Source organism: Cupriavidus pauculus (assembly GCF_008801835.1).
GTDB classification, from domain to species: domain Bacteria; phylum Pseudomonadota; class Gammaproteobacteria; order Burkholderiales; family Burkholderiaceae; genus Cupriavidus; species Cupriavidus pauculus.
Genome location: NZ_VZOW01000009.1, coordinates 30,591 through 47,968 on the forward strand (window position 1 = coordinate 30,591; position 17,378 = coordinate 47,968).

Genomic DNA, 17,378 nt, shown 5'->3' on the forward strand with positions numbered 1-17,378 from the left:
CGGCGCGAGATCGGCGCGAAACCCGCCGACAGCGGGTGCGCCGCGATGCCATGCCGCTCAGAAGCGGTAGCGCACGTACCCGGTGTAGAAGTTGCTGCCCGGGTTCGGTTCCTTGATGCCGGCGTTGGAGATGTGCTGGAAGCGGAAGCCCACTTCGGTGTTGGCGTTCTTGCCGAAGCCCACGCCGATGCCGACCATGTCGGAGAACTGGAACGCGGTGCCCGAGCGGTTCTGGTCCGACGTGCCGGTATGGCTCAGCACGCGCAGGCCCACCGAGGCCTCGGCAAACGGCACGAAATAGCCGCCGCGCTTTTCCACGCGGAAGATCGGCGACACGCCGAATTCGAACAGATTCTGTTGATTGGTGCCGCTGCGCGCATCCCAGCCTGCGACGTTGAATTCGCCCTGCAGGCGGAACAGCCATCCCTGCGGATTGCCGTACTGGATCGGCGTGTTGAAGTTCAGGCCGAGTTCATACTTGTTGACGCCGTGGCTCGGATCGCGGCCCATCGCGACGTGCACGGCGGGGTGGCTCCAGCCAACCAGTTCTTCGGCGCTGGCAGCGGAACTGGCGCCGGCGGCAAGCGCGGCGAGGGCAACGGTGCGGACGATAAGGAGGCTTCGGGATTTTTGAGCGAGGTGCATGCGGCGTTGTTGTTGTTCTGTCTTCATGTTCGGGGGCATCGAAGAGAGAGTGGCTCGGCAAACGGAATCGAATGCCTGACCGATCGGAAGCACCAGGGCGCTCCGGGCAGTCAGGCCCAGAGCCGCTCCACCAACCAGCTCGCGGCAACACAAATTCCGAGCCAGACGGCGAGGCAGCCTGCAATAAAACGGTAAGTCATTGTGAAAATCAACAGCAGAGTGGAGGCTTTGAATCGAATTTTTGCGACGCATTATACATGCATGAATGTATGTATCGGGGCGTCGACTGTCGCGCACTTCATTGACAGTGATCGATCAATCAGAAAAATCTCCAAGGCGCATCATGCCAGCGCGCCAACAACCCTGCACGCCGAGGGTTAAACGGACGAATCAAAAATTTTGGCGGTACGGACGCGGCAAATGTGCTCGCCGTAGCGTCGCTGGCAGCCGTCACGCTCGGCCCATGCGCAGCGCCCCGACGGCGCACGGGGCGCGGTCGGGGCGAAGATTCTCAGAAAATTCAAAGGGTTGGGTAAATCAGCCGCGCAGAAACGGTAGGACTTCTTCCAGCAGGCGGGCGGGAATTTCCTCGGCAATGTAGTGGCCGCACGGCAGCGCGTGGCCGGTGACGTGGCGCGCCACGCGACGCCATTCTTCGAGCGGCTGGAAACATTTTCCAACCGCACCGTCGGCGCCCCACAACGCCAGCATGTCGCACTCGATCATGCGGCCCGCGGCGATGTCGGCGCGGTCGTGTTCCAGGTCGATGCCTGCGCTGGCGCGGTAGTCCTCGCAAAGGCCGTGGGCCGATCCGGGCTGCTGCAGGCAGCGCAGATATTCGGCCAGCGCGGCGTCGGTAAACGGGGCCAGGCCGGCGCTGCGGCTTCCCATGGTCTGACGCAGATAAAGCGCCGGATCGGCCTCGATCAGCGTCTCCGGAAACGGCGCCGGGCGAATCAGAAAAAACCAGTGGTAATAGGCGCGTGCGAAGGCCTCGTTGGTCTGCGCATACATCGCCAGCGTCGGTGCGATGTCCAGCGTCACCAGCCGGCGGACCGCCTGCGGGTGGTCGACGGCCAGCCGGTGCGCCACGCGCGCGCCGCGGTCGTGCGCCATCACGCTGAAGTGCTCGAACCCGAGCGCGCGCATCACGGCCAACTGGTCGGCCGCCATGACGCGCTTGCTGTAGTTGCTGTGGTCGGGCAGCCCGGCGGGCTTGCCGCTGTCGCCGTAGCCGCGCAGGTCGGTCGCCACCACGGTGAAGTGGCGCGCCAGCTCGCCGGCCACCTTGTGCCAGATCACGTGCGTCTGCGGATGGCCGTGCAACAGCAGCAACGGCGGCCCTTCCCCGCCGACCACCGCGTGAATCGGCACCCCGTCATGGTCGATGCGATGCGTGACGAATCCCTCAAACATGCCTGTCTCCCTGTTTTGCCAGCCGCGCCATGGTCGTCGCCGCCACGTCGCGCAGCCACGGGCTGGCGGCGTGATGGCGGCGCGCGAAGGCGTCGATGTCGGCGGCGTGCGTCAACGACATGCCGATGATATCGAGGCCGCGGCGGAACATGTCCAGATGGCGCGCCGACATCGAGAACGACGTGGCGAACGACCCGGCGCGCACCGTCATCGACGACAGGTCGATGCGGATCGACGCGGGCGCCACTGGATCGCTGACCGCGCGCATCAGGATATCGACGTCCGCCTGCGGCAGCATCGCCAGCAGCAGACGGTTGTTCATCGCGTTCGAGTAAAAGATCTCGCCGAAACTCGGCGCGATCACGGCGCGGATACCGAACTGCTGCAGGCCCCACACGGCGTGCTCGCGGCTGGACCCGCAGCCGAAATTCGCGCCCGCCACCAGCACCCGCGTATCGCGCCACGCCGGCTGGTTGAGCACGAAATCGGCGCGCGGCGCGCCGTGCTCGTCGAACCGCATGTCGTAGAGCAGGCCCTTGTCGAGACCGGACTTGTCGATGCCGCGCAGGAACTGCTTGGGCATGATCTGATCGGTATCGAGGTTTGGCAGCGGCAGCGGCGCGCCGACGCCCTCGATCAATGTGAATGCCGACATGTTCGGACTCCGGGTCAATTGAGCGGGTTCAGTTGGCGCACATCGGTGATGCAGCCGGTAACGGCCGCCGCCGCGGCCATGGCGGGGCTCATCAGGTGCGTGCGTCCGGCGCGTCCCTGGCGGCCCTCGAAGTTGCGATTGGTGGTCGATGCGCAGCGCTCGCCCGGCGACAGCACGTCGTCGTTCATCGCCAGGCACATCGAGCAGCCGGGCTTGCGCCATTCGAAGCCGGCGTCGATCAGCAACGCGGCAATGCCCTCGGCTTCGGCCTGATCGCGCACCGCGCCCGAGCCCGGCACCACCATCGCGCGCACGCCGTCGGCCAACTTGCGGCCGCGCACCACGTCGGCCACCGCGCGCAGGTCTTCGATGCGGCCGTTCGTGCACGATCCGATGAACACGCGCTGCACCGGCAGGCCGCTCAGCGTGCTGCCCGGCGCGAGGCCAATGTAATCGAGCGCGCGCGCCGCGGCGGCCTGCGCGCTGGCGTCCGCGGCATCGGTCGGTTGCGGCACGACGGCGGTGACCGGAATCGCCTGGTCGGGACTGGTGCCCCATGTCACGTAGGGCGCGACGACCGATGCGTCGAAGGCCAGCTCGGCATCGAATACCGCGTCGTCGTCGGAATGCAGCGCCGTCCATGCCGCGCGCGCCGCGTCGGCCATCGGGCCATCGATATCGACCGCGCGCGCCAGCACGTAGCCGATCGCCGTCTCGTCAGGCGCGATCAGCGCGCCGCGCGCGCCGGCCTCCACGGCCATGTTGCACAGGGTCATGCGCGCTTCCATCGACAGCGCGTCGATGGCGCTGCCGGTGAATTCGACCACGTAGCCGCGCGCGCCCTGAGCGCCGATGCGCGCGATGACATGCAGGATCAGATCTTTCGACGTGGTGCCCGGCGGCAGGCTGCCATCGACGCGGATGCGCATGGCCTGCGCCAGCCGGTACACCAGCGTCTGCGTGGCCAGCACGTGCTCGACCTCCGATGTGCCGATGCCAAACCCCAGCGCGCCGAACGCGCCATACGTGGTGGTGTGGCTGTCGCCGCAAAGCACGACCATGCCCGGGCGGATCATGCCGTGCTCGGGCGCGATCACATGTTCGATGCCTTGCAGCGGATCGTTGGTGTCGAACAGCGCAATCCCGTGCAGATCGCAGTTGCGTTTCAGATTGCGCGCCTGCAACGCCGACGCGGGGTCCTGGATCACGCGCGGCGACTGCGCGTGCGTGGGGATGATGTGGTCGACCACCGCCAGTTGCTGGCCCGGCGCCGCCACTTGGCGGCCCTGCTCGGCCAGTCCCGCAAACGCTTGCGGGCTGGTGTACTCGTTCATGATGTGCAGATCCGCGTAGAGCAGCACGTTGTCCGCATCGAGCGTGACAACCGTGTGCGATTCCACGAGTTTCCGATACAGCGTGCGTCCGGCCATGGTGGCTGCCTGTTCTGGAGAGTGGGATGAACGGCAGTCTAATCGCGGAATTCATCGCTATAATTTCGCCATCCGCAATTCATTCGTGCCCTGGATTCATGAGTCTGGCGCGCAATCCTGCACCCTGCCCTCCGCCATGGACGCCTTTTCCGATCTCGCCTTTTTCATCCTGCTGGTCAAGCGCGGCAGCCTGGCGGCCGCGGCCCAGCATCTGGGCCTGACGCCGTCGGCGGCCAGCAAGCGGCTGGCCGCCCTGGAGGCGCGGCTTGGCGTGCGCCTGCTCAATCGCACCACGCGCCGGCTATCGGTGACGCCTGAAGGCGAGGCCTATCTGGCGCAAGGCGGACGCATCCTGGCCGAACTGGAAGAACTGGAGCAAGGCTTGGGCGGCAGCCGCGTGGCGCCGCGCGGATTGCTGCGCGTGAATGCCACGCTCGGTTTCGGCCGCCGGCACCTGGCGCCCGCGGTGGGCGATTTCCTGCTCGCATATCCCGAAGTGGAAGTGCAGTTGCAACTGACCGACCGCGCGCTGAATCTGGCCGAGGAAGGGTTCGATATCGGCATCCTGGTGGGCGACCTGCCCGATGCGCGGCTCAACGCCCGCAAACTGGCGCCGAACCACCGCCTGCTGTGCGCGTCGCCCGCGTATCTGGCGCGGCACGGCGAGCCCGCTTCGCCGCGCGCCTTGCAACAGCACCGCTGTATCGTCATTCGCGAAAGCGAAACCGCCTATGGCACCTGGCACCTGCAGGCGGCGGGTCGGCAGGAAACCATCAAGGTGCGCGGCGCGGCGGCCACCAACGATGGCGAAGTGGCCGTCAACTGGGCACTGCAGGGCCACGGCATCGTGTTGCGATCGGAATGGGAAGTGGCGCCGCTGCTGCGCTCGGGACGCTTGCGACAGGTGCTGCCGGACTGGTCCGCGCCGCCGGCGGACATCTACGCGGTGTATCTGTCGCGCGACAAGCTGTCGGCCCGCGTACGCGCCTTTGTCGACTTCATGGCCGAGCGCTTTGGCGGTTACGACACCGCCGCCGATTACCACGGCTGGTAAGCGACGGCCGGCACCCGGAGGCCGCCATATGAAGACTGGTGCGCCCGGCGCGTTGGATCGCCCTTTATCGCGCAGGGTTGTGCGATCGCGCGCCGTGCGGCCCTGCTACGCTAACAGCTTCCGCCCTCACGCTCCGGATATTCCCATGCACACGCACAACCTCTCCGCGTGGACCCATTCCCACATTTTCGATACCGGCAACCCGGCTGCCGAACGGGGCACGCGGCTGGTGATGTGGATCACTTTGGCGATGATGGCCATCGAGATCGCGGCCGGTCTCGGCTTCAATTCGATGGCGTTGCTGGCCGACGGCTGGCATATGAGTTCGCACGCGGTGGCGATCGGCCTGTCGGCGTTTGCGTACGCGGCCGCGCGTCGGCTGGCGCACGATGCGCGCTTCACGTTCGGCACCTGGAAGATCGAAGTGCTGGCGGCGTTTGCCAGCGCGGTATTCCTGCTGGGGGTGGCCGCACTGATGGTGTTCGGATCGGTGGAGCGGCTGATCAGCCCGGCGCAGATCCATTATCAGCAGGCCATGGCAGTCACGGCAGTCGGCCTGCTGGTCAATCTGGGCTGCGCGTGGATTCTGGGCGGCGCGCACGGGCACGATCATCATGCGCATGGCCATGGGCACGAACATGGGCATGACCATCACGGGCAAGGGCACGGACACGCGCATGGTCACCACGACATCAACCTGCGTTCGGCATATCTGCACGTTCTGGCCGATGCGGCGACGTCGGTGCTGGCCATCGTCGCGCTGGCCGGCGGTTGGTGGCTGGGCTGGAGCTGGCTCGATCCGGCGATGGGTCTGGTTGGCGCGGTGCTGGTGGGACGCTGGGCCATCGGCCTGATGCGCCAGAGCGGCACCGTGCTGCTCGATCGCGAGATGGATCATCCCGTGGTCGACGAAGTGCGCGAAGTGCTCGACCAGTTTGCCCAGGGTGAAGACGGCACGCGCGTCGCGGATCTGCACATCTGGCGCGTGGGCCGCGAGCAGTTCGCCTGCATCGCCAGCCTGGTCACGCACGACAGCGCGCTGACGCCGCAACGGGTACGACAGGCGCTATCGGTGCACGAGGAACTGGTGCACGTCAGCGTCGAGATCAACCTGTGCGATGACGGCCCGGCGTCGCGCCGGACCACACATCGACATTGAACTCACGTCGCCACTGACCGCCCGGCGCCACGAAACATGGCGCCGGGCGGTCACGGCAAAACGGCACGTCAGGGCACCAGCACGATCGCGCCGGTAGTTTCGCGGCGCTCCGCGGCTTCGTGCGCGCGCGCCACGTCGGCCAGCGGAAAGCGCGCGCCGATATCGACCTTCACATGGCCCGCTGCGACGGCGTCGAACAAGTCCTTCGCATTGGCGCGAAAACGCACCGGGTCCGCGTTATGCGGAAACACCGAGGGGCGCGTCAGGAACAGGCAGCCCTTCTTGTTGAGGATTTCCGGTTCGATGGCCGGCGCCGGACCCGACGCCGCGCCGTACAGCACCACCATGCCAAAGGTCTGCGCGCAATCGAGCGAGCCCAGGAAGGTGTCCTTGCCAACGGCGTCGTAGACCACATTCACGCCGCGGCCGTCGGTGGCGTCACGCACCTGCTTGACCCAATCGCCGTGGCTGTAGTCGATCGCGATATCGCAACCGGCCGCGCGGGCCGTCGCGCATTTGGCGGCGGACCCTGCCGTGCCGATCACGCGCGCGCCCAGCGCCTTGGTCCAGCTGCTGAGAATCTGCCCCACGCCGCCCGCCGCAGCGTGCACCAGCACGGTATCGCCCGGCTTCACGGCGTAGGTATGGCGCACCAGATACTGCGCGGTCATGCCCTTGAAGATCACTGCGGCGGCCTGCTCGTCGCCGAGGCTGTCGGGCAGCCGCACGAGCTTGTCGACGGGGACGTTGCGGCCTTCCGCGTAGGCGCCCAGCCCGGCGTTCATATAGGCAACGCGATCGCCCACGGCGACGTCGGTCACGCCCTCGCCCACCGCCCCGACCACTCCGGCCGCCTCGTGGCCGAGCCCGGTGCCGGACGGCAACGGATAGGTGCCGCGGCGCTGATAGATGTCGATGAAGTTGAAGCCGATCGCGGTGTGCCGCACGCGCGCCTCACCGGCTGCAGGCGGCGGCAGCTCGACGGACTCGAGCCGCATCACCTGCGGCAAACCAAATTCGTGAAGGCGAACGGCGCGGACAGTCGTCGACATGGGGTCTCCTCGATGCAATCGGCAAATATGGGAGCCCAGATTATTGACGCTTTTGCAGAATCCTGCCGGCGCTCACGCCAGCTCCGCGCACATGCACAGCGCGCCGGTATTGCGCAGCCGTAGAAATTCCTGGCTTTCCAGCACCTGCGTCGGCAGCTTCGAGGCGTGGATCAGCGAAAAACCGTAGCGCGCGAAATAGCTGGGGCAGGCCGAGGTCAGCAGGACGGCGCGGCGAGCGCCGTTGGCGCGGGCGCGCATCATCACTGCGTTGACCAGATGACTGGCCACGCCCTGGTCGCGCCATTCACGCAACACGGCCACCGAGCGCACGATCGCCGTATCGTCGAACAGCTCGGCGCAGGCGCATCCAATCAGCTGGGTGTCGAGAAGGGCGACATGGAAATTGCCGACCAGGCGCGGCAAGTCGTCCACCGGAAGGGCGCAACGCTCCAGCACGGCGCCGATGGCCGGCGCATCCGTCGGCTGCGCCGCACGGATTTGCAGATCTCTGATCATTGGGAGCCTCTTGTTTCTGTCATCACGTTGCGACGGATACGCCATGGAAGCTCTGCATGGCGCAGCCTGTTGCGCCGCTCATCGTCGGGTCATACGACAACGCACCAGCGCGAGCACCAGGTGCTGCACCGGTGCCGACGCGCCCCACAGTATCGCAATCGAACGCGCGTTTCCAGATGGGGACTTACCGTATGTGCCACGCACCATGCATTACCGCAACGGAGCATGAAATGCGCCAGGTTCACGCCCGAGTATCGGCGCGTCTCATGACAGCATTGGGTTGGAAAACAGGGGGAAAAACCTAAATGAAAAACTGGAGGCGGGGATACGGAATCGAACCGTCGTAAGCGGCTTTGCAGGCCGCCGCATAACCACTCTGCCACCCCGCCTTAGAGATGACGGCCCGAGCAGGCCGTTCAGTGGTGCGGGGCGCAGTGTAGCCGAAGTCGAAAAAGTCTGCAGGACGTGCGATCGTGCGCTGTACGCCGGGGCGCCCGTTACTCGTCGAGCTCGCCCATCGCCGACTGCAGGTAGTTGTGCACGCCCACCTTGCGCAGCAGTTCCAGTTGCGTCTGCAGCCAGTCGATATGCTCCTCGGTGTCGTGCAGGATGTCGGTGACGATCTCACGCGAGACGTAATCGCTCACCGATTCGAAGTATTTGATCGCCTCCTTGCAGGACGCCTGCGACACGAGTTCGAGCTTCAGATCGCAGCCGAGCATTTCCTCGGTGTTCTCGCCGATCATCAACTTGTCCAGGTCCTGCAGGTTGGGCAGGCCGTCGAGCATCAGGATGCGTTCGATCAGCCGGTCGGCGTGCTTCATTTCCTCGATCGACTCGTCGTATTCATGCTTGCCCAGCGCCTTGAGTCCCCAATGCCGATACATCCGCGCATGCAAAAAATACTGGTTGATGGCGGTCAGTTCGTGTTTGAGTTGGCCGTTCAGCAGTTGAATTACCTTCCTGTCGGTTTTCATCGCCTCGATCCTCGCCATCGGTAATTAGCATTTTCATGGTAATGCGCAATACCGGAAGATCAAGCGCGGGGCGGGTTTCCGGCCGATGCGCGCACTTTTGGCATGATTGTGAGATTGATATTGATTCCGATTTAAGGCAAATAAAAAGCGCCTCGCAATGGAGGCGTTTACCGATTTTGCGCGGACGCCGCGAAACGCCCGCGTCAAAATCTTGAGTCGTTTCCTGAGTTGTTATTCGCCGCTCGCGCGATAACGGTTTCGCAGGTCGCGGATCAGATCGTGATTGCGCAGCACGCCCTGATACTGGCGCTCGATCAGCGCGCGAATATCGAAGCTGAGATCGGTTTGCTGCAGCGCCTCGGCATATTTCTTCTTGGCGACGTCCTCGCCCTTTTCGGTTTCCTCGAGGATGGCCAGATCAGTGCGGTCGCTCACCGCGGTGCGCAGGCTGATCCAGCCGCGATGCAGCGCGCCGGCCACGCTGCCGTGGTCTTCCGGCTTGCCGCCCAGTGCCGCGACTTGGGCCTGCAGCTCGCGCACGGCCGCGCCGATTTCTGCGGCCCGGCTCGAAAACAGCGTCTTCAGTTCCGGATTCTTGGCGTCTTCAGCGGCCTTGCGGAAGCCTTCCTCGCCGTCTCGCGAGACTTCGATCAGGTCATTCAGTACAGACACATTGTTATCAGCCATAGCGGACTCCTCTTATCTCATTGCCACGCCCACGCGGCGTATCCGCGGCGTGGCATGGAACACGCCGCGCCTGGCATCGCCACGCGCGGCCCTTGCATTCAAGATAGAGGAGCGGCCTCGCCAGCACTGTCGGGAGGCCTCGCAAGCGGTTGTCGGCTTTTACCTACATCGCCGTAAATGTGCCGTTAATCGAGCAGGTGGCCCATGCGCGAGCGCTTGGTGGCGAGGTATTTTTCGTTCTCGGCATTGGACGGCACGATGTGACGCATCTGTTCGGTCACACGGATGCCGGCGTCTTCCAGCGCCTTGATCTTCACCGGATTGTTGCTCATGAGGCGGATCGACTTGACGCCCCACTGGCGCAGGAAATCGGCCGCGAACGCATAGGTGCGCGCGTCGATGGCCTGGCCCAGCGCGAGATTGGCGTCGACGGTATCGAGCCCGCCATCCTGCAGCGCGTAGGCGCGGATCTTGTTGGACAAACCGATGCCGCGTCCCTCGTGGCCGCGCAGATACAGCAGCACGCCGCGGCCTTCCTCGGCGATCTTGCGCATGGCCAGGTCGAGCTGTTCGCCGCAATCGCAGCGGCAGGAACCGAACACGTCGCCGGTCAGGCATTCGGAATGCAGCCGCACGAGCAGGTTTTCGCCGGCCAGATCGCCCATCGATAACGCCAGGTGTTCCGTGCCGGTGTCCACGCCCTGGAAGGCATGGGCGGTAAATTCGCCGTAGCGGGTCGGCAGCCGTGCGGAGCCGATCAGCTCACTTTCTAGGTCTTTCATATGGTGTGCAGTCGCTGGAGCGCCATGGTGCCCGCGCGGCATGATGCAGGACGGGACAGGCGCGCCGCGCCGCGCCGATTGGGAGAGGCGCGGACGCGGGATGCCGGCAAGGATACCGCGAAACGCCATCCACCATCGGGCGCAGGGTTACCTGCCGGTAGAAGTTTTTACATGCGCCGTGGCGGCACGCAGCGGTTCCGACGTCACAAACTCCGCCCCACGGCAGCCTTGCCAATGGGGCGGCGGAAAAACAAAACCGCCCGAAGGCGGTTTCGTCGGCCAGCGTCTGCGTCCCAAAAGCCATCATCGGGACAGCGAGCGCGGACCCTCCAATGCGGACCGTCGATGCGGTTTATTCCACCGTCACGGACTTGGCCAGATTGCGTGGCTTGTCCACATCGGTGCCGCGCGCGCAGGCCGTGTGATAGGCCAGCAATTGCAGCGGCACCACATGCAGGATTGGCGACAGCGCGCCGTAGTGCTCGGGAAGGCGGATCACCTGGATGCCGTCGGACGACTGGATATGCGTGTCGGCGTCGGCAAACACGTACAGCCGGCCGCCGCGCGCGCGCACTTCCTGGATGTTGGACTTGAGCTTTTCCAGCAGGGCGTCGTTCGGCGCCACCGTCACCACCGGCATCGCCTCGGTCACCAGCGCAAGCGGGCCATGCTTGAGCTCGCCGGCCGGATAGGCCTCGGCGTGGATGTAGGAGATTTCCTTGAGCTTCAGCGCGCCTTCGAGCGCGATCGGATAGTGCAGGCCACGGCCCAGGAACAGTGCGTTTTCGCGCCGCGCAAAATCCTCAGACCACGCGATGATCTGCGGCTCCAGCGCCAGCACGCCGTGCAGCGCAACCGGCAGATGGCGCAGGTTGGTCAGCGCCTGTGCTTCCTGCTCATCGGTGAGATGGCCGCGCACCTTGCCCAGCGCCAGCGTCAGCATGTACAGCGCGGCCAGCTGCGTGGTGAAGGCCTTGGTCGACGCCACACCGATCTCGGTTCCGGCGCGCGTCAGGAAACTTAGTTCGGTCTCGCGCACCATCGCGCTGGTCGCCACATTGCAGATGGCCAGCGTATGGGTGTGGCCAAGCGAGCGCGCATGGCGCAGCGCTGCCATGGTATCGGCGGTTTCGCCCGACTGCGAGATCACCACCACCAGCGCGCGCGGGTTCGGCACGGTCTCGCGGTAGCGGTACTCGCTGGCCACTTCCACCTGTGTGGGAATCCGGGCGATCGATTCGAGCCAGTACTTGGCAGTGCAGCCCGAGTAATAGCTGGTGCCGCACGCCAGGATCAGGATGCTGTCGATCTCGGTAAATACCTGCGCGGCGTTGGGGCCGAACAGTTCCGGCGTGATGGCGGCGATGCCTTCGAGCGTATCGCCCAGCGCGCGCGGCTGCTCGAAGATTTCCTTCTGCATGAAGTGGCGGTACGGGCCCAGCTCGACGGCCGCCGCGTGGGCTTCCACCACGCGCGCCTCGCGTTGCACCTCGTGATCGTGCACGTCGCGGATCTTCGCGCCCGCGCGCGTCAGTTCCACCACATCGCCCTCTTCCAGATAGATGATGCGGTTGGCGGTGCCGGCCACGGCCAGCGCGTCCGACGCCAGGAACGTTTCGTCGTTGCCCAGCGCCACCACCAGCGGCGATCCGGCGCGCGCGCCGACCACCACGTCAGGCTGGTCCTTGGCGACCACGGCGATCGCGTAGGCGCCGTGCAGGCGCTTGGTCACCACGCGCACCGATCCGAACAGATCGCCACGCGTGGCGCTGCTCGGATAGGTATAGGCCTGGTGGATCAGGTGCGCCACCACTTCGGTGTCGGTCTGCGATTCGAAGCCGTAGCCGACCGCGCGCAGTTCGTCGCGCAGCGGCTCGTAGTTTTCGATGATGCCGTTGTGCACCAGCGCAATGGTCTCGTCCGAGAAATGCGGATGGGCGTTGACCGTGTCGGGCTTGCCATGCGTGGCCCAGCGCGTGTGGGCGATGCCCAGGGCGCCGGCCAGGCCAGACGCCTGCGTCTGTGTGTCCAGATCGGCCACGCGCGACACCGTGCGCGCGCGCTCCAGCATGGCGTCGCGCACGACGGCCACGCCGCACGAGTCATAACCACGATATTCCAGGCGACGCAGCCCTTCGATCAGGACCGGTACGATATTGCGGTGCGAAACCGCGCCGACGATGCCACACATCTCTGAACCCCTTTATTTTTTCGGTTGCTTGACCGGACGCTGCCACGCGTCGAGAGTCATCTGCTTTGCACGCGACAGCGTGAGCTTGTCGGCCGGCGCTTCCTTGGTCAGCGTGGTGCCCGCGCCGATGGTCGCGCCGCGTCGCACGGTGACCGGCGCCACCAGTTGCGTGTCCGACCCGATGAAGACGTCGTCCTCGATGATGGTCCGGTGCTTGTTGACGCCATCGTAGTTGCAGGTGATCGTGCCCGCGCCGATGTTCACGCGCTGGCCCACCGTCGTGTCGCCCACGTAGGCCAAATGATTGGCCTTGCTATGGTTGGCGATCTGGCTGTTCTTGACTTCGACGAAATTGCCGATATGCACATCCTGGCCCAGTTCGGTACCGGGACGCAGCCGCGCGTAAGGGCCGATGCGGCCATCCGGCCCGATCTTTGCTTCTTCGAAGTGGCAGAACGGTTGCACGCGCACGCCGGCGGCGACGCTGGTGTTGCGGATTACGCAGTGCGCGCCGATATGCACGCCATCGTCCAGATGCACGCGGCCTTCGAACACGCAGCCGACGTCGATCGTCACGTCGCGCCCGCATGTGAGTTCGCCACGCACATCGATGCGTGCCGGATCGAGCAGCGTGACGCCTGCTTCAAGCAGACGTTGCGCGATGTTGCGCTGGTGAATACGCTCGATTTCGGCCAGTTGGACCTTGCTGTTGACGCCGAGCGTTTCCCACAGCGCGGCAGGCTGGGACGACACTATCTCCACGTCGTCGTTGGCGGCGCGTTCGATGGTGTCGGTAAGGTAGTACTCGCCCTGCGCGTTGTCGTTGCGCAGCGTGGCGAGCCAGAGGCGCAGGAGCGGCGTCGGGCAGACGATGATGCCGGTGTTGATTTCGCGGATGGCGCGCACTTCCTCGCTGGCGTCCTTCTGCTCGACGATCCGCACGATGTTGCCGGCGGCGTCGCGAACGATGCGGCCGTATCCGGTAGGATCGGGCATTTCGACGGTCAGCACGCCCAGGCGCTCGCTGCCGGCGGCCTGCACCAGATGCTGGAGCGTTGCGGCGCTGGTCAGCGGCACGTCGCCATACAGCACCAGCGTGGGCTGGCTGTCGTCGAGCAGCGGCAGTGCCTGCATGACGGCGTGGCCCGTGCCAAGTTGCTGGCTCTGCTCGGCAAAGGCCACGTCGCTGGCGGCCACGGCGTTGCGTACCTGATCGGCGCCATGGCCGACCACGACCACGAGCCGCGTGGGCGACAGCGTGCGGGCGGTGTCGAGCACATGGGCCAGCATGGGCCGCCCTGCAACGGGATGCAGCACCTTGGGCAGCGCGGAATTCATGCGCTTGCCCATGCCCGCGGCAAGAATGACGATATTCACAAGGAGGTCCCTAAGTGAGTGTGTCTGAGAAAAATTGGAAGAATTCGTGCCCCGAAGCACTGCGTCCGACGTGGCTAAACCGTTGCCACGACTGCGCTGGCGGGCGATCCGCCGGGCCTGGAAAGATGCGCGCCGATTCTAGCACGCGCCCCCGCGCCCCATTGACCCGAACACCTGGCGTTACGGTTGTTCACATTTGGTCACGACGCGTTTTTGCATGGTTTGCAGCATTTACCGTCGCCGTGGCGTTGGTCGGCTGCAACGCCATGAAGCTGGGCTACCAGCAGGGCGACAAGCTCGCCTATTGGTGGATCGACCGTTACGTCGACGTTTCCGACGCCCAGGAACCGCCCACCAAGGACGCCATCGCGCGCTTCTTCGACTGGCACCGGCAGGCCCAACTACCGGAAATCGCCACCGTACTCACGCGCGTCAAGGGCGAGGTGGCCGGGCCGGTGGACGCGGCGATGATCCGCCAGGTGCAGCAGGACACCAACCGGCTGGGCCGGCAGGCGTTCGAGAACGCCATCCCGGACCTGGCCGACCTGATGCTGACGCTGACGCCCGAGCAGATCCAGCGCATGGAGTCGAAGTTTGCGGACAGCAATGCCAAGTACCGCAAGGAATTCCTGAAGTCGGATCCCGAAGCCCGCACCGACGCGCGCTTCGACAAGATCATGGGTTACGCCAAGCTGATTTACGGCGGCTTCTCGCGCGAGCAGGAAAAGACCATCCGCGAGGCGATGGGTCCGTACATGCAAGGCGCCGACGCCCGCTATGCAGAACGCGTGAAACGGCAGCAGGAGTGGATCGCGCTGGCGCGCGAGATTTCGACGACCCGTCCGCCCAAGCCGCAGGTCGAGGCGATGCTGCGCACATTCGCCGACCATTGGCAGCGGCCCGCCAGCGGCCAGCAGCGCAGCAACGCCGCGGGCGTCGATCTCTCCGTGACGATCGCCAACCTGACCACACCGAGCCAGAAGGCTCACGCGGTGGACCAGTTCCAGAAATGGATCGACGATACGCGCTCGCTGATGCGCGAGGGCCGATCACGGGCGCAGGCGTCGCAGTGATGCGCGGCGCCGGGCCGGCGGCCGCTCAGGCGGCCGGTTCGGAGGCCGAAGGCTCGGCCGCAGCGGCGGGCGCGGTGGGCTCGCCGGCTTTCCCGATCTTGTCGAAGCGAACGAACTCCATGCGGTTTGCGTCGATATTGCCGGTGAACGTCAGCGCCTGCTGCGTGAACGTGGTTTCCCCGAACAGCGAAGCCTCGTCCACCTTCGCCAGCCCGGTGGCCAGTCCCGTGAACGGGAACAGGTCGGTATCGGCCAGATGCGACGGCACCACGTTGCGCAGGGCCGAGAAAATATTGTCGATGCGGCCGGGGTTCTCGCGCTCCATCGCCTGCAGCATCTCGCTGACTTTCTTGCGCTGCAGGTTTTCCTGCGAGCCGCACAGATTGCACGGGATGATCGGGAATTCCATCGCGCGCGCGTAGGACGCGATGTCCTTTTCCGCGCAGTACGCCAGCGGGCGGATCACGATGTGCTGGCCATCGTCGGTAGCCAGTTTCGGCGGCATCGCCTTCATCTTGCCGCCGAAGAACATGTTCAGAAAGAACGTGTTGACGATGTCGTCGCGGTGATGGCCGAGCGCGATCTTGTTGGCGCCCAACTCCTTGGCCGTGCGATAGATCACGCCGCGGCGCAGGCGCGAGCACAGCGAGCAGGTGGTCTTGCCCTCGGGCACCTTCTCCTTGACGATCGAATAGGTGTCCGCCTCGACGATCACATACTCCACGCCCAGCGTTTTCAGGTACTCGGGCAGGATGTGCTCGGGAAAGCCGGGCTGCTTCTGGTCCAGGTTCATCGCGATCAGCTTGAACTGGATCGGCGCGCGCTTCTGCAACGCCATCAGGACCGATAGCATCGTGTACGAGTCCTTGCCGCCACTCATGCAGACCAGCACGGTGTCGCCGTCCTCGATCATGCCGAAGTCGCCGATGGCCTTGCCGGTCAGCGACTGCAGGCGGGTTTCAAGGCGATAAAAGTTAGCGGAGTGACTCATGAGACGTACCTGTAACGGGCGCGGGCGCTGAACAATGGCCCCAGCCCGTAGAAAAAAGCCGGAATGGACGGGGCGATATTCTACTCAACCGGCCCGCGCGGTGCTTTTTCCCCGGCGCGCCGGCTCAGGCCTGCTTCAGATGGAAGACCTCGACGCCAACCGATTCGCAGTCGGGATAGACGTCGGGCTTCTCGGTCGAGACGCGCACCGCGCGCACCTTCGGGTGCTGCAGCATGGCGCGCGCCACATCGTCGCACAGCGTTTCCTGCAGATGGATGTGCCCCTGCGCCATGCGGGCCGCCACCGTGTTGCGCATGAAGTCGTAGTCGACCACTTCCTCGAGCTTGTCGGCCTGCGGCGTGGTTTCGGCCAGCGACACAAACAGGTCGATGTTCACCAGCACACGCTGTTCGCCCTTTTTCTCGAATTCGTGCACGCCGATGTTGATCTGCACTTCGTAGTTGCGCAGGAACATGCGACGGCAGTCTTGCAGGCTGGGATGGGAAAGGGCGGCAAAAGTCATGGCAGGGGAAATCTCGAAACAGCTTTACTCGGTGAGGAACATTACGTCGCGGGCCAGCGGCATCAGGTGCTGGCCCCCGTCGACATAGAGGGTGGTGCCGGTCACGGCGCGCGCGCCGGCCAGATAGGCGACGGCCTGCGCGATATCGTCCGGCGTGGACGACTTGCCCAGCGGCGTCATCGCATGCGCGCGTACGAAGCCCGGGTCGGACTGGTCGCCCGACACCAGCGTGATGCCGGGCGCCACGCCCACCACGCGCAACCGCGGCGCCAGCGCCTGCGCCAGCTGCACCGTCGCGGTCTGCAATGCGGACTTGGACAGCGTGTACGACAGGAAATCGGGATTCAGGTTATTGAGCTTCTGGTCCAGCAGATTGATCACCACGCCGCGCTGTTCGGTATCGTTGCCATCGGCGCCAAGCGCCTTGTGCATCTCCCGGGCCAGCAGCAGCGGCGCCGCCACGTTGGTGCGCATATGCGTATCGAGCGATCCATACGAAAAGCTCGTGGCCACGTCGTACTGGAACAGCGAGGCGTTGTTGACCAGGCACGACGGCACGCCCAGCGCATCGGCGCATGCGGCGATCAGCTTGCCGGTCTCGGCCTCGCTCGACAGATCGGCCTGCAGCACCGCGGCACGGCGGCCCAGGCCGCGGATCTGCGTGGCCAGCGCCTCGGCCTCGTCGCGCGAGCGGTTGCAATGGATGGCCACGTCCCAGCCCTGCGCGGCCAGTTCGAGCGCGATGGCGCGGCCGAGCCGGCGTGCGCCGCCCGTAACCAGTGCCACGCCGCGCGATGCGCGCGATTGGGCGCCGCTGGCGCCCTGAGTGATTGAATCTGGCATTGCTACA

17 protein-coding genes and 1 tRNA gene are annotated in these 17,378 nt (G+C 65.2%); 3 read left to right on the forward strand and 15 right to left on the reverse strand.

The features are described from left to right. Positions 1-57 precede the first annotated feature (57 nt). The 4 genes from F7R19_RS11920 to leuC form a co-directional block, all read right to left on the reverse strand. Positions 58-672: an acyloxyacyl hydrolase gene (locus tag F7R19_RS11920; RefSeq protein ID WP_150980818.1), complete on the reverse strand. Its 615-nt coding sequence runs from the start codon at positions 670-672 to the stop codon at positions 58-60. A 510-nt stretch (positions 673-1,182) separates the two neighbouring features. Continuing rightward, positions 1,183-2,061 (reverse strand): alpha/beta fold hydrolase, encoded by an 879-nt coding sequence (locus F7R19_RS11925; protein WP_150980819.1) that lies wholly within the window; start codon positions 2,059-2,061, stop codon positions 1,183-1,185. Next, positions 2,054-2,716 carry a 3-isopropylmalate dehydratase small subunit gene (gene leuD, locus F7R19_RS11930; RefSeq protein WP_150980821.1) on the reverse strand — a complete coding sequence of 221 codons (663 nt, stop codon included), beginning with the start codon at positions 2,714-2,716 and terminating at the stop codon, positions 2,054-2,056. The genes F7R19_RS11925 and leuD overlap by 8 nt, the downstream gene beginning before the upstream one ends. A 14-nt stretch (positions 2,717-2,730) precedes the next feature. Further along, a complete protein-coding gene (gene leuC / locus F7R19_RS11935) occupies positions 2,731-4,146 on the reverse strand; it encodes a 3-isopropylmalate dehydratase large subunit (RefSeq protein WP_150980823.1) in 1,416 nt (471 codons plus the stop codon). 136 nt (positions 4,147-4,282) lie between these two features. On the opposite strand from leuC, the gene F7R19_RS11940 reads away from it, so the two are divergent. Both F7R19_RS11940 and dmeF read left to right on the forward strand, forming a co-directional pair. Beyond that, a complete protein-coding gene (locus tag F7R19_RS11940; protein ID WP_061959167.1) occupies positions 4,283-5,200 on the forward strand; it encodes a LysR family transcriptional regulator in 918 nt (305 codons plus the stop codon). 145 nt (positions 5,201-5,345) lie between these two features. After that, positions 5,346-6,359 (forward strand): CDF family Co(II)/Ni(II) efflux transporter DmeF, encoded by a 1,014-nt coding sequence (dmeF, locus tag F7R19_RS11945; protein WP_150980825.1) that lies wholly within the window; start codon positions 5,346-5,348, stop codon positions 6,357-6,359. A gap of 68 nt (positions 6,360-6,427) precedes the next feature. On the opposite strand, the gene F7R19_RS11950 is transcribed toward dmeF, so the two are convergent. The 8 genes from F7R19_RS11950 to glmU all read right to left on the reverse strand — a co-directional run bounded on the left by F7R19_RS11950 (position 6,428) and on the right by glmU (position 13,941). Further along, on the reverse strand, positions 6,428-7,411 hold the full coding sequence (locus tag F7R19_RS11950; RefSeq protein ID WP_150980826.1) for a quinone oxidoreductase family protein: 984 nt from the start codon (positions 7,409-7,411) through the stop codon (positions 6,428-6,430). Between the two features lie 72 nt (positions 7,412-7,483). Beyond that, complete coding sequence (locus tag F7R19_RS11955; RefSeq protein WP_150980893.1) at positions 7,484-7,927, reverse strand: GNAT family N-acetyltransferase; 444 nt, start codon at positions 7,925-7,927, stop codon at positions 7,484-7,486. Between the two features lie 314 nt (positions 7,928-8,241). Next, positions 8,242-8,316, reverse strand: a tRNA-Cys gene (locus F7R19_RS11960). Between the two features lie 108 nt (positions 8,317-8,424). Next, complete coding sequence (bfr, locus tag F7R19_RS11965) at positions 8,425-8,904, reverse strand: bacterioferritin (RefSeq protein WP_150980827.1); 480 nt, start codon at positions 8,902-8,904, stop codon at positions 8,425-8,427. A gap of 231 nt (positions 8,905-9,135) precedes the next feature. Continuing rightward, positions 9,136-9,591, reverse strand: coding sequence for a PA2169 family four-helix-bundle protein (locus tag F7R19_RS11970; RefSeq protein ID WP_061956198.1), 456 nt, complete (start codon positions 9,589-9,591; stop codon positions 9,136-9,138). Positions 9,592-9,776: 185 nt separating this feature from the next. Then, positions 9,777-10,373: a GTP cyclohydrolase II gene (gene ribA / locus F7R19_RS11975; protein ID WP_061956375.1), complete on the reverse strand. Its 597-nt coding sequence runs from the start codon at positions 10,371-10,373 to the stop codon at positions 9,777-9,779. 352 nt (positions 10,374-10,725) lie between these two features. Next, the gene (gene glmS / locus F7R19_RS11980; protein ID WP_150980828.1) at positions 10,726-12,564 is read right to left on the reverse strand and encodes a glutamine--fructose-6-phosphate transaminase (isomerizing); all 1,839 of its coding nucleotides are present in this window, start codon (positions 12,562-12,564) and stop codon (positions 10,726-10,728) included. 12 nt (positions 12,565-12,576) lie between these two features. Continuing rightward, on the reverse strand, positions 12,577-13,941 hold the full coding sequence (gene glmU, locus F7R19_RS11985; RefSeq protein ID WP_061956202.1) for a bifunctional UDP-N-acetylglucosamine diphosphorylase/glucosamine-1-phosphate N-acetyltransferase GlmU: 1,365 nt from the start codon (positions 13,939-13,941) through the stop codon (positions 12,577-12,579). Positions 13,942-14,207: 266 nt separating this feature from the next. On the opposite strand from glmU, the gene F7R19_RS11990 reads away from it, so the two are divergent. Then, positions 14,208-15,014, forward strand: a complete 807-nt coding sequence (locus tag F7R19_RS11990; RefSeq protein ID WP_061956377.1) for a DUF6279 family lipoprotein — start codon at positions 14,208-14,210, stop codon at positions 15,012-15,014. Between the two features lie 25 nt (positions 15,015-15,039). Here F7R19_RS11990 and ttcA read toward each other — a convergent pair whose 3' ends face one another. The 3 genes from ttcA to F7R19_RS12005 form a co-directional block, all read right to left on the reverse strand. Further along, complete coding sequence (ttcA, locus tag F7R19_RS11995; protein WP_061956204.1) at positions 15,040-16,005, reverse strand: tRNA 2-thiocytidine(32) synthetase TtcA; 966 nt, start codon at positions 16,003-16,005, stop codon at positions 15,040-15,042. Positions 16,006-16,129: 124 nt separating this feature from the next. After that, entirely contained in the window at positions 16,130-16,528 is a 399-nt protein-coding gene (locus F7R19_RS12000; RefSeq protein ID WP_061956206.1) for a dihydroneopterin aldolase, read from the reverse strand. Between the two features lie 24 nt (positions 16,529-16,552). Next, positions 16,553-17,371: an SDR family oxidoreductase gene (locus F7R19_RS12005; RefSeq protein WP_061956208.1), complete on the reverse strand. Its 819-nt coding sequence runs from the start codon at positions 17,369-17,371 to the stop codon at positions 16,553-16,555. Positions 17,372-17,378: the final 7 nt, after the last annotated feature.

Bases quoted from the DNA above. Each gene is read 5' to 3' on its own strand.
- F7R19_RS11920 (WP_150980818.1), bottom strand. From the start codon at position 672: ATGAAGACAGAACAACAACAACGCCGCATGCACCTCGCTCAAAAATCC.
- F7R19_RS11925 (WP_150980819.1), bottom strand. From the start codon at position 2,061: ATGTTTGAGGGATTCGTCACGCATCGCATCGACCATGACGGGGTGCCG.
- leuD (WP_150980821.1), bottom strand. From the start codon at position 2,716: ATGTCGGCATTCACATTGATCGAGGGCGTCGGCGCGCCGCTGCCGCTG.
- leuC (WP_150980823.1), bottom strand. From the start codon at position 4,146: ATGGCCGGACGCACGCTGTATCGGAAACTCGTGGAATCGCACACGGTT.
- F7R19_RS11940 (WP_061959167.1), top strand. From the start codon at position 4,283: ATGGACGCCTTTTCCGATCTCGCCTTTTTCATCCTGCTGGTCAAGCGC.
- dmeF (WP_150980825.1), top strand. From the start codon at position 5,346: ATGCACACGCACAACCTCTCCGCGTGGACCCATTCCCACATTTTCGAT.
- F7R19_RS11950 (WP_150980826.1), bottom strand. From the start codon at position 7,411: ATGTCGACGACTGTCCGCGCCGTTCGCCTTCACGAATTTGGTTTGCCG.
- F7R19_RS11955 (WP_150980893.1), bottom strand. From the start codon at position 7,927: ATGATCAGAGATCTGCAAATCCGTGCGGCGCAGCCGACGGATGCGCCG.
- bfr (WP_150980827.1), bottom strand. From the start codon at position 8,904: ATGAAAACCGACAGGAAGGTAATTCAACTGCTGAACGGCCAACTCAAA.
- F7R19_RS11970 (WP_061956198.1), bottom strand. From the start codon at position 9,591: ATGGCTGATAACAATGTGTCTGTACTGAATGACCTGATCGAAGTCTCG.
- ribA (WP_061956375.1), bottom strand. From the start codon at position 10,373: ATGAAAGACCTAGAAAGTGAGCTGATCGGCTCCGCACGGCTGCCGACC.
- glmS (WP_150980828.1), bottom strand. From the start codon at position 12,564: ATGTGTGGCATCGTCGGCGCGGTTTCGCACCGCAATATCGTACCGGTC.
- F7R19_RS11990 (WP_061956377.1), top strand. From the start codon at position 14,208: ATGAAGCTGGGCTACCAGCAGGGCGACAAGCTCGCCTATTGGTGGATC.
- ttcA (WP_061956204.1), bottom strand. From the start codon at position 16,005: ATGAGTCACTCCGCTAACTTTTATCGCCTTGAAACCCGCCTGCAGTCG.
- F7R19_RS12000 (WP_061956206.1), bottom strand. From the start codon at position 16,528: ATGACTTTTGCCGCCCTTTCCCATCCCAGCCTGCAAGACTGCCGTCGC.
- F7R19_RS12005 (WP_061956208.1), bottom strand. From the start codon at position 17,371: ATGCCAGATTCAATCACTCAGGGCGCCAGCGGCGCCCAATCGCGCGCA.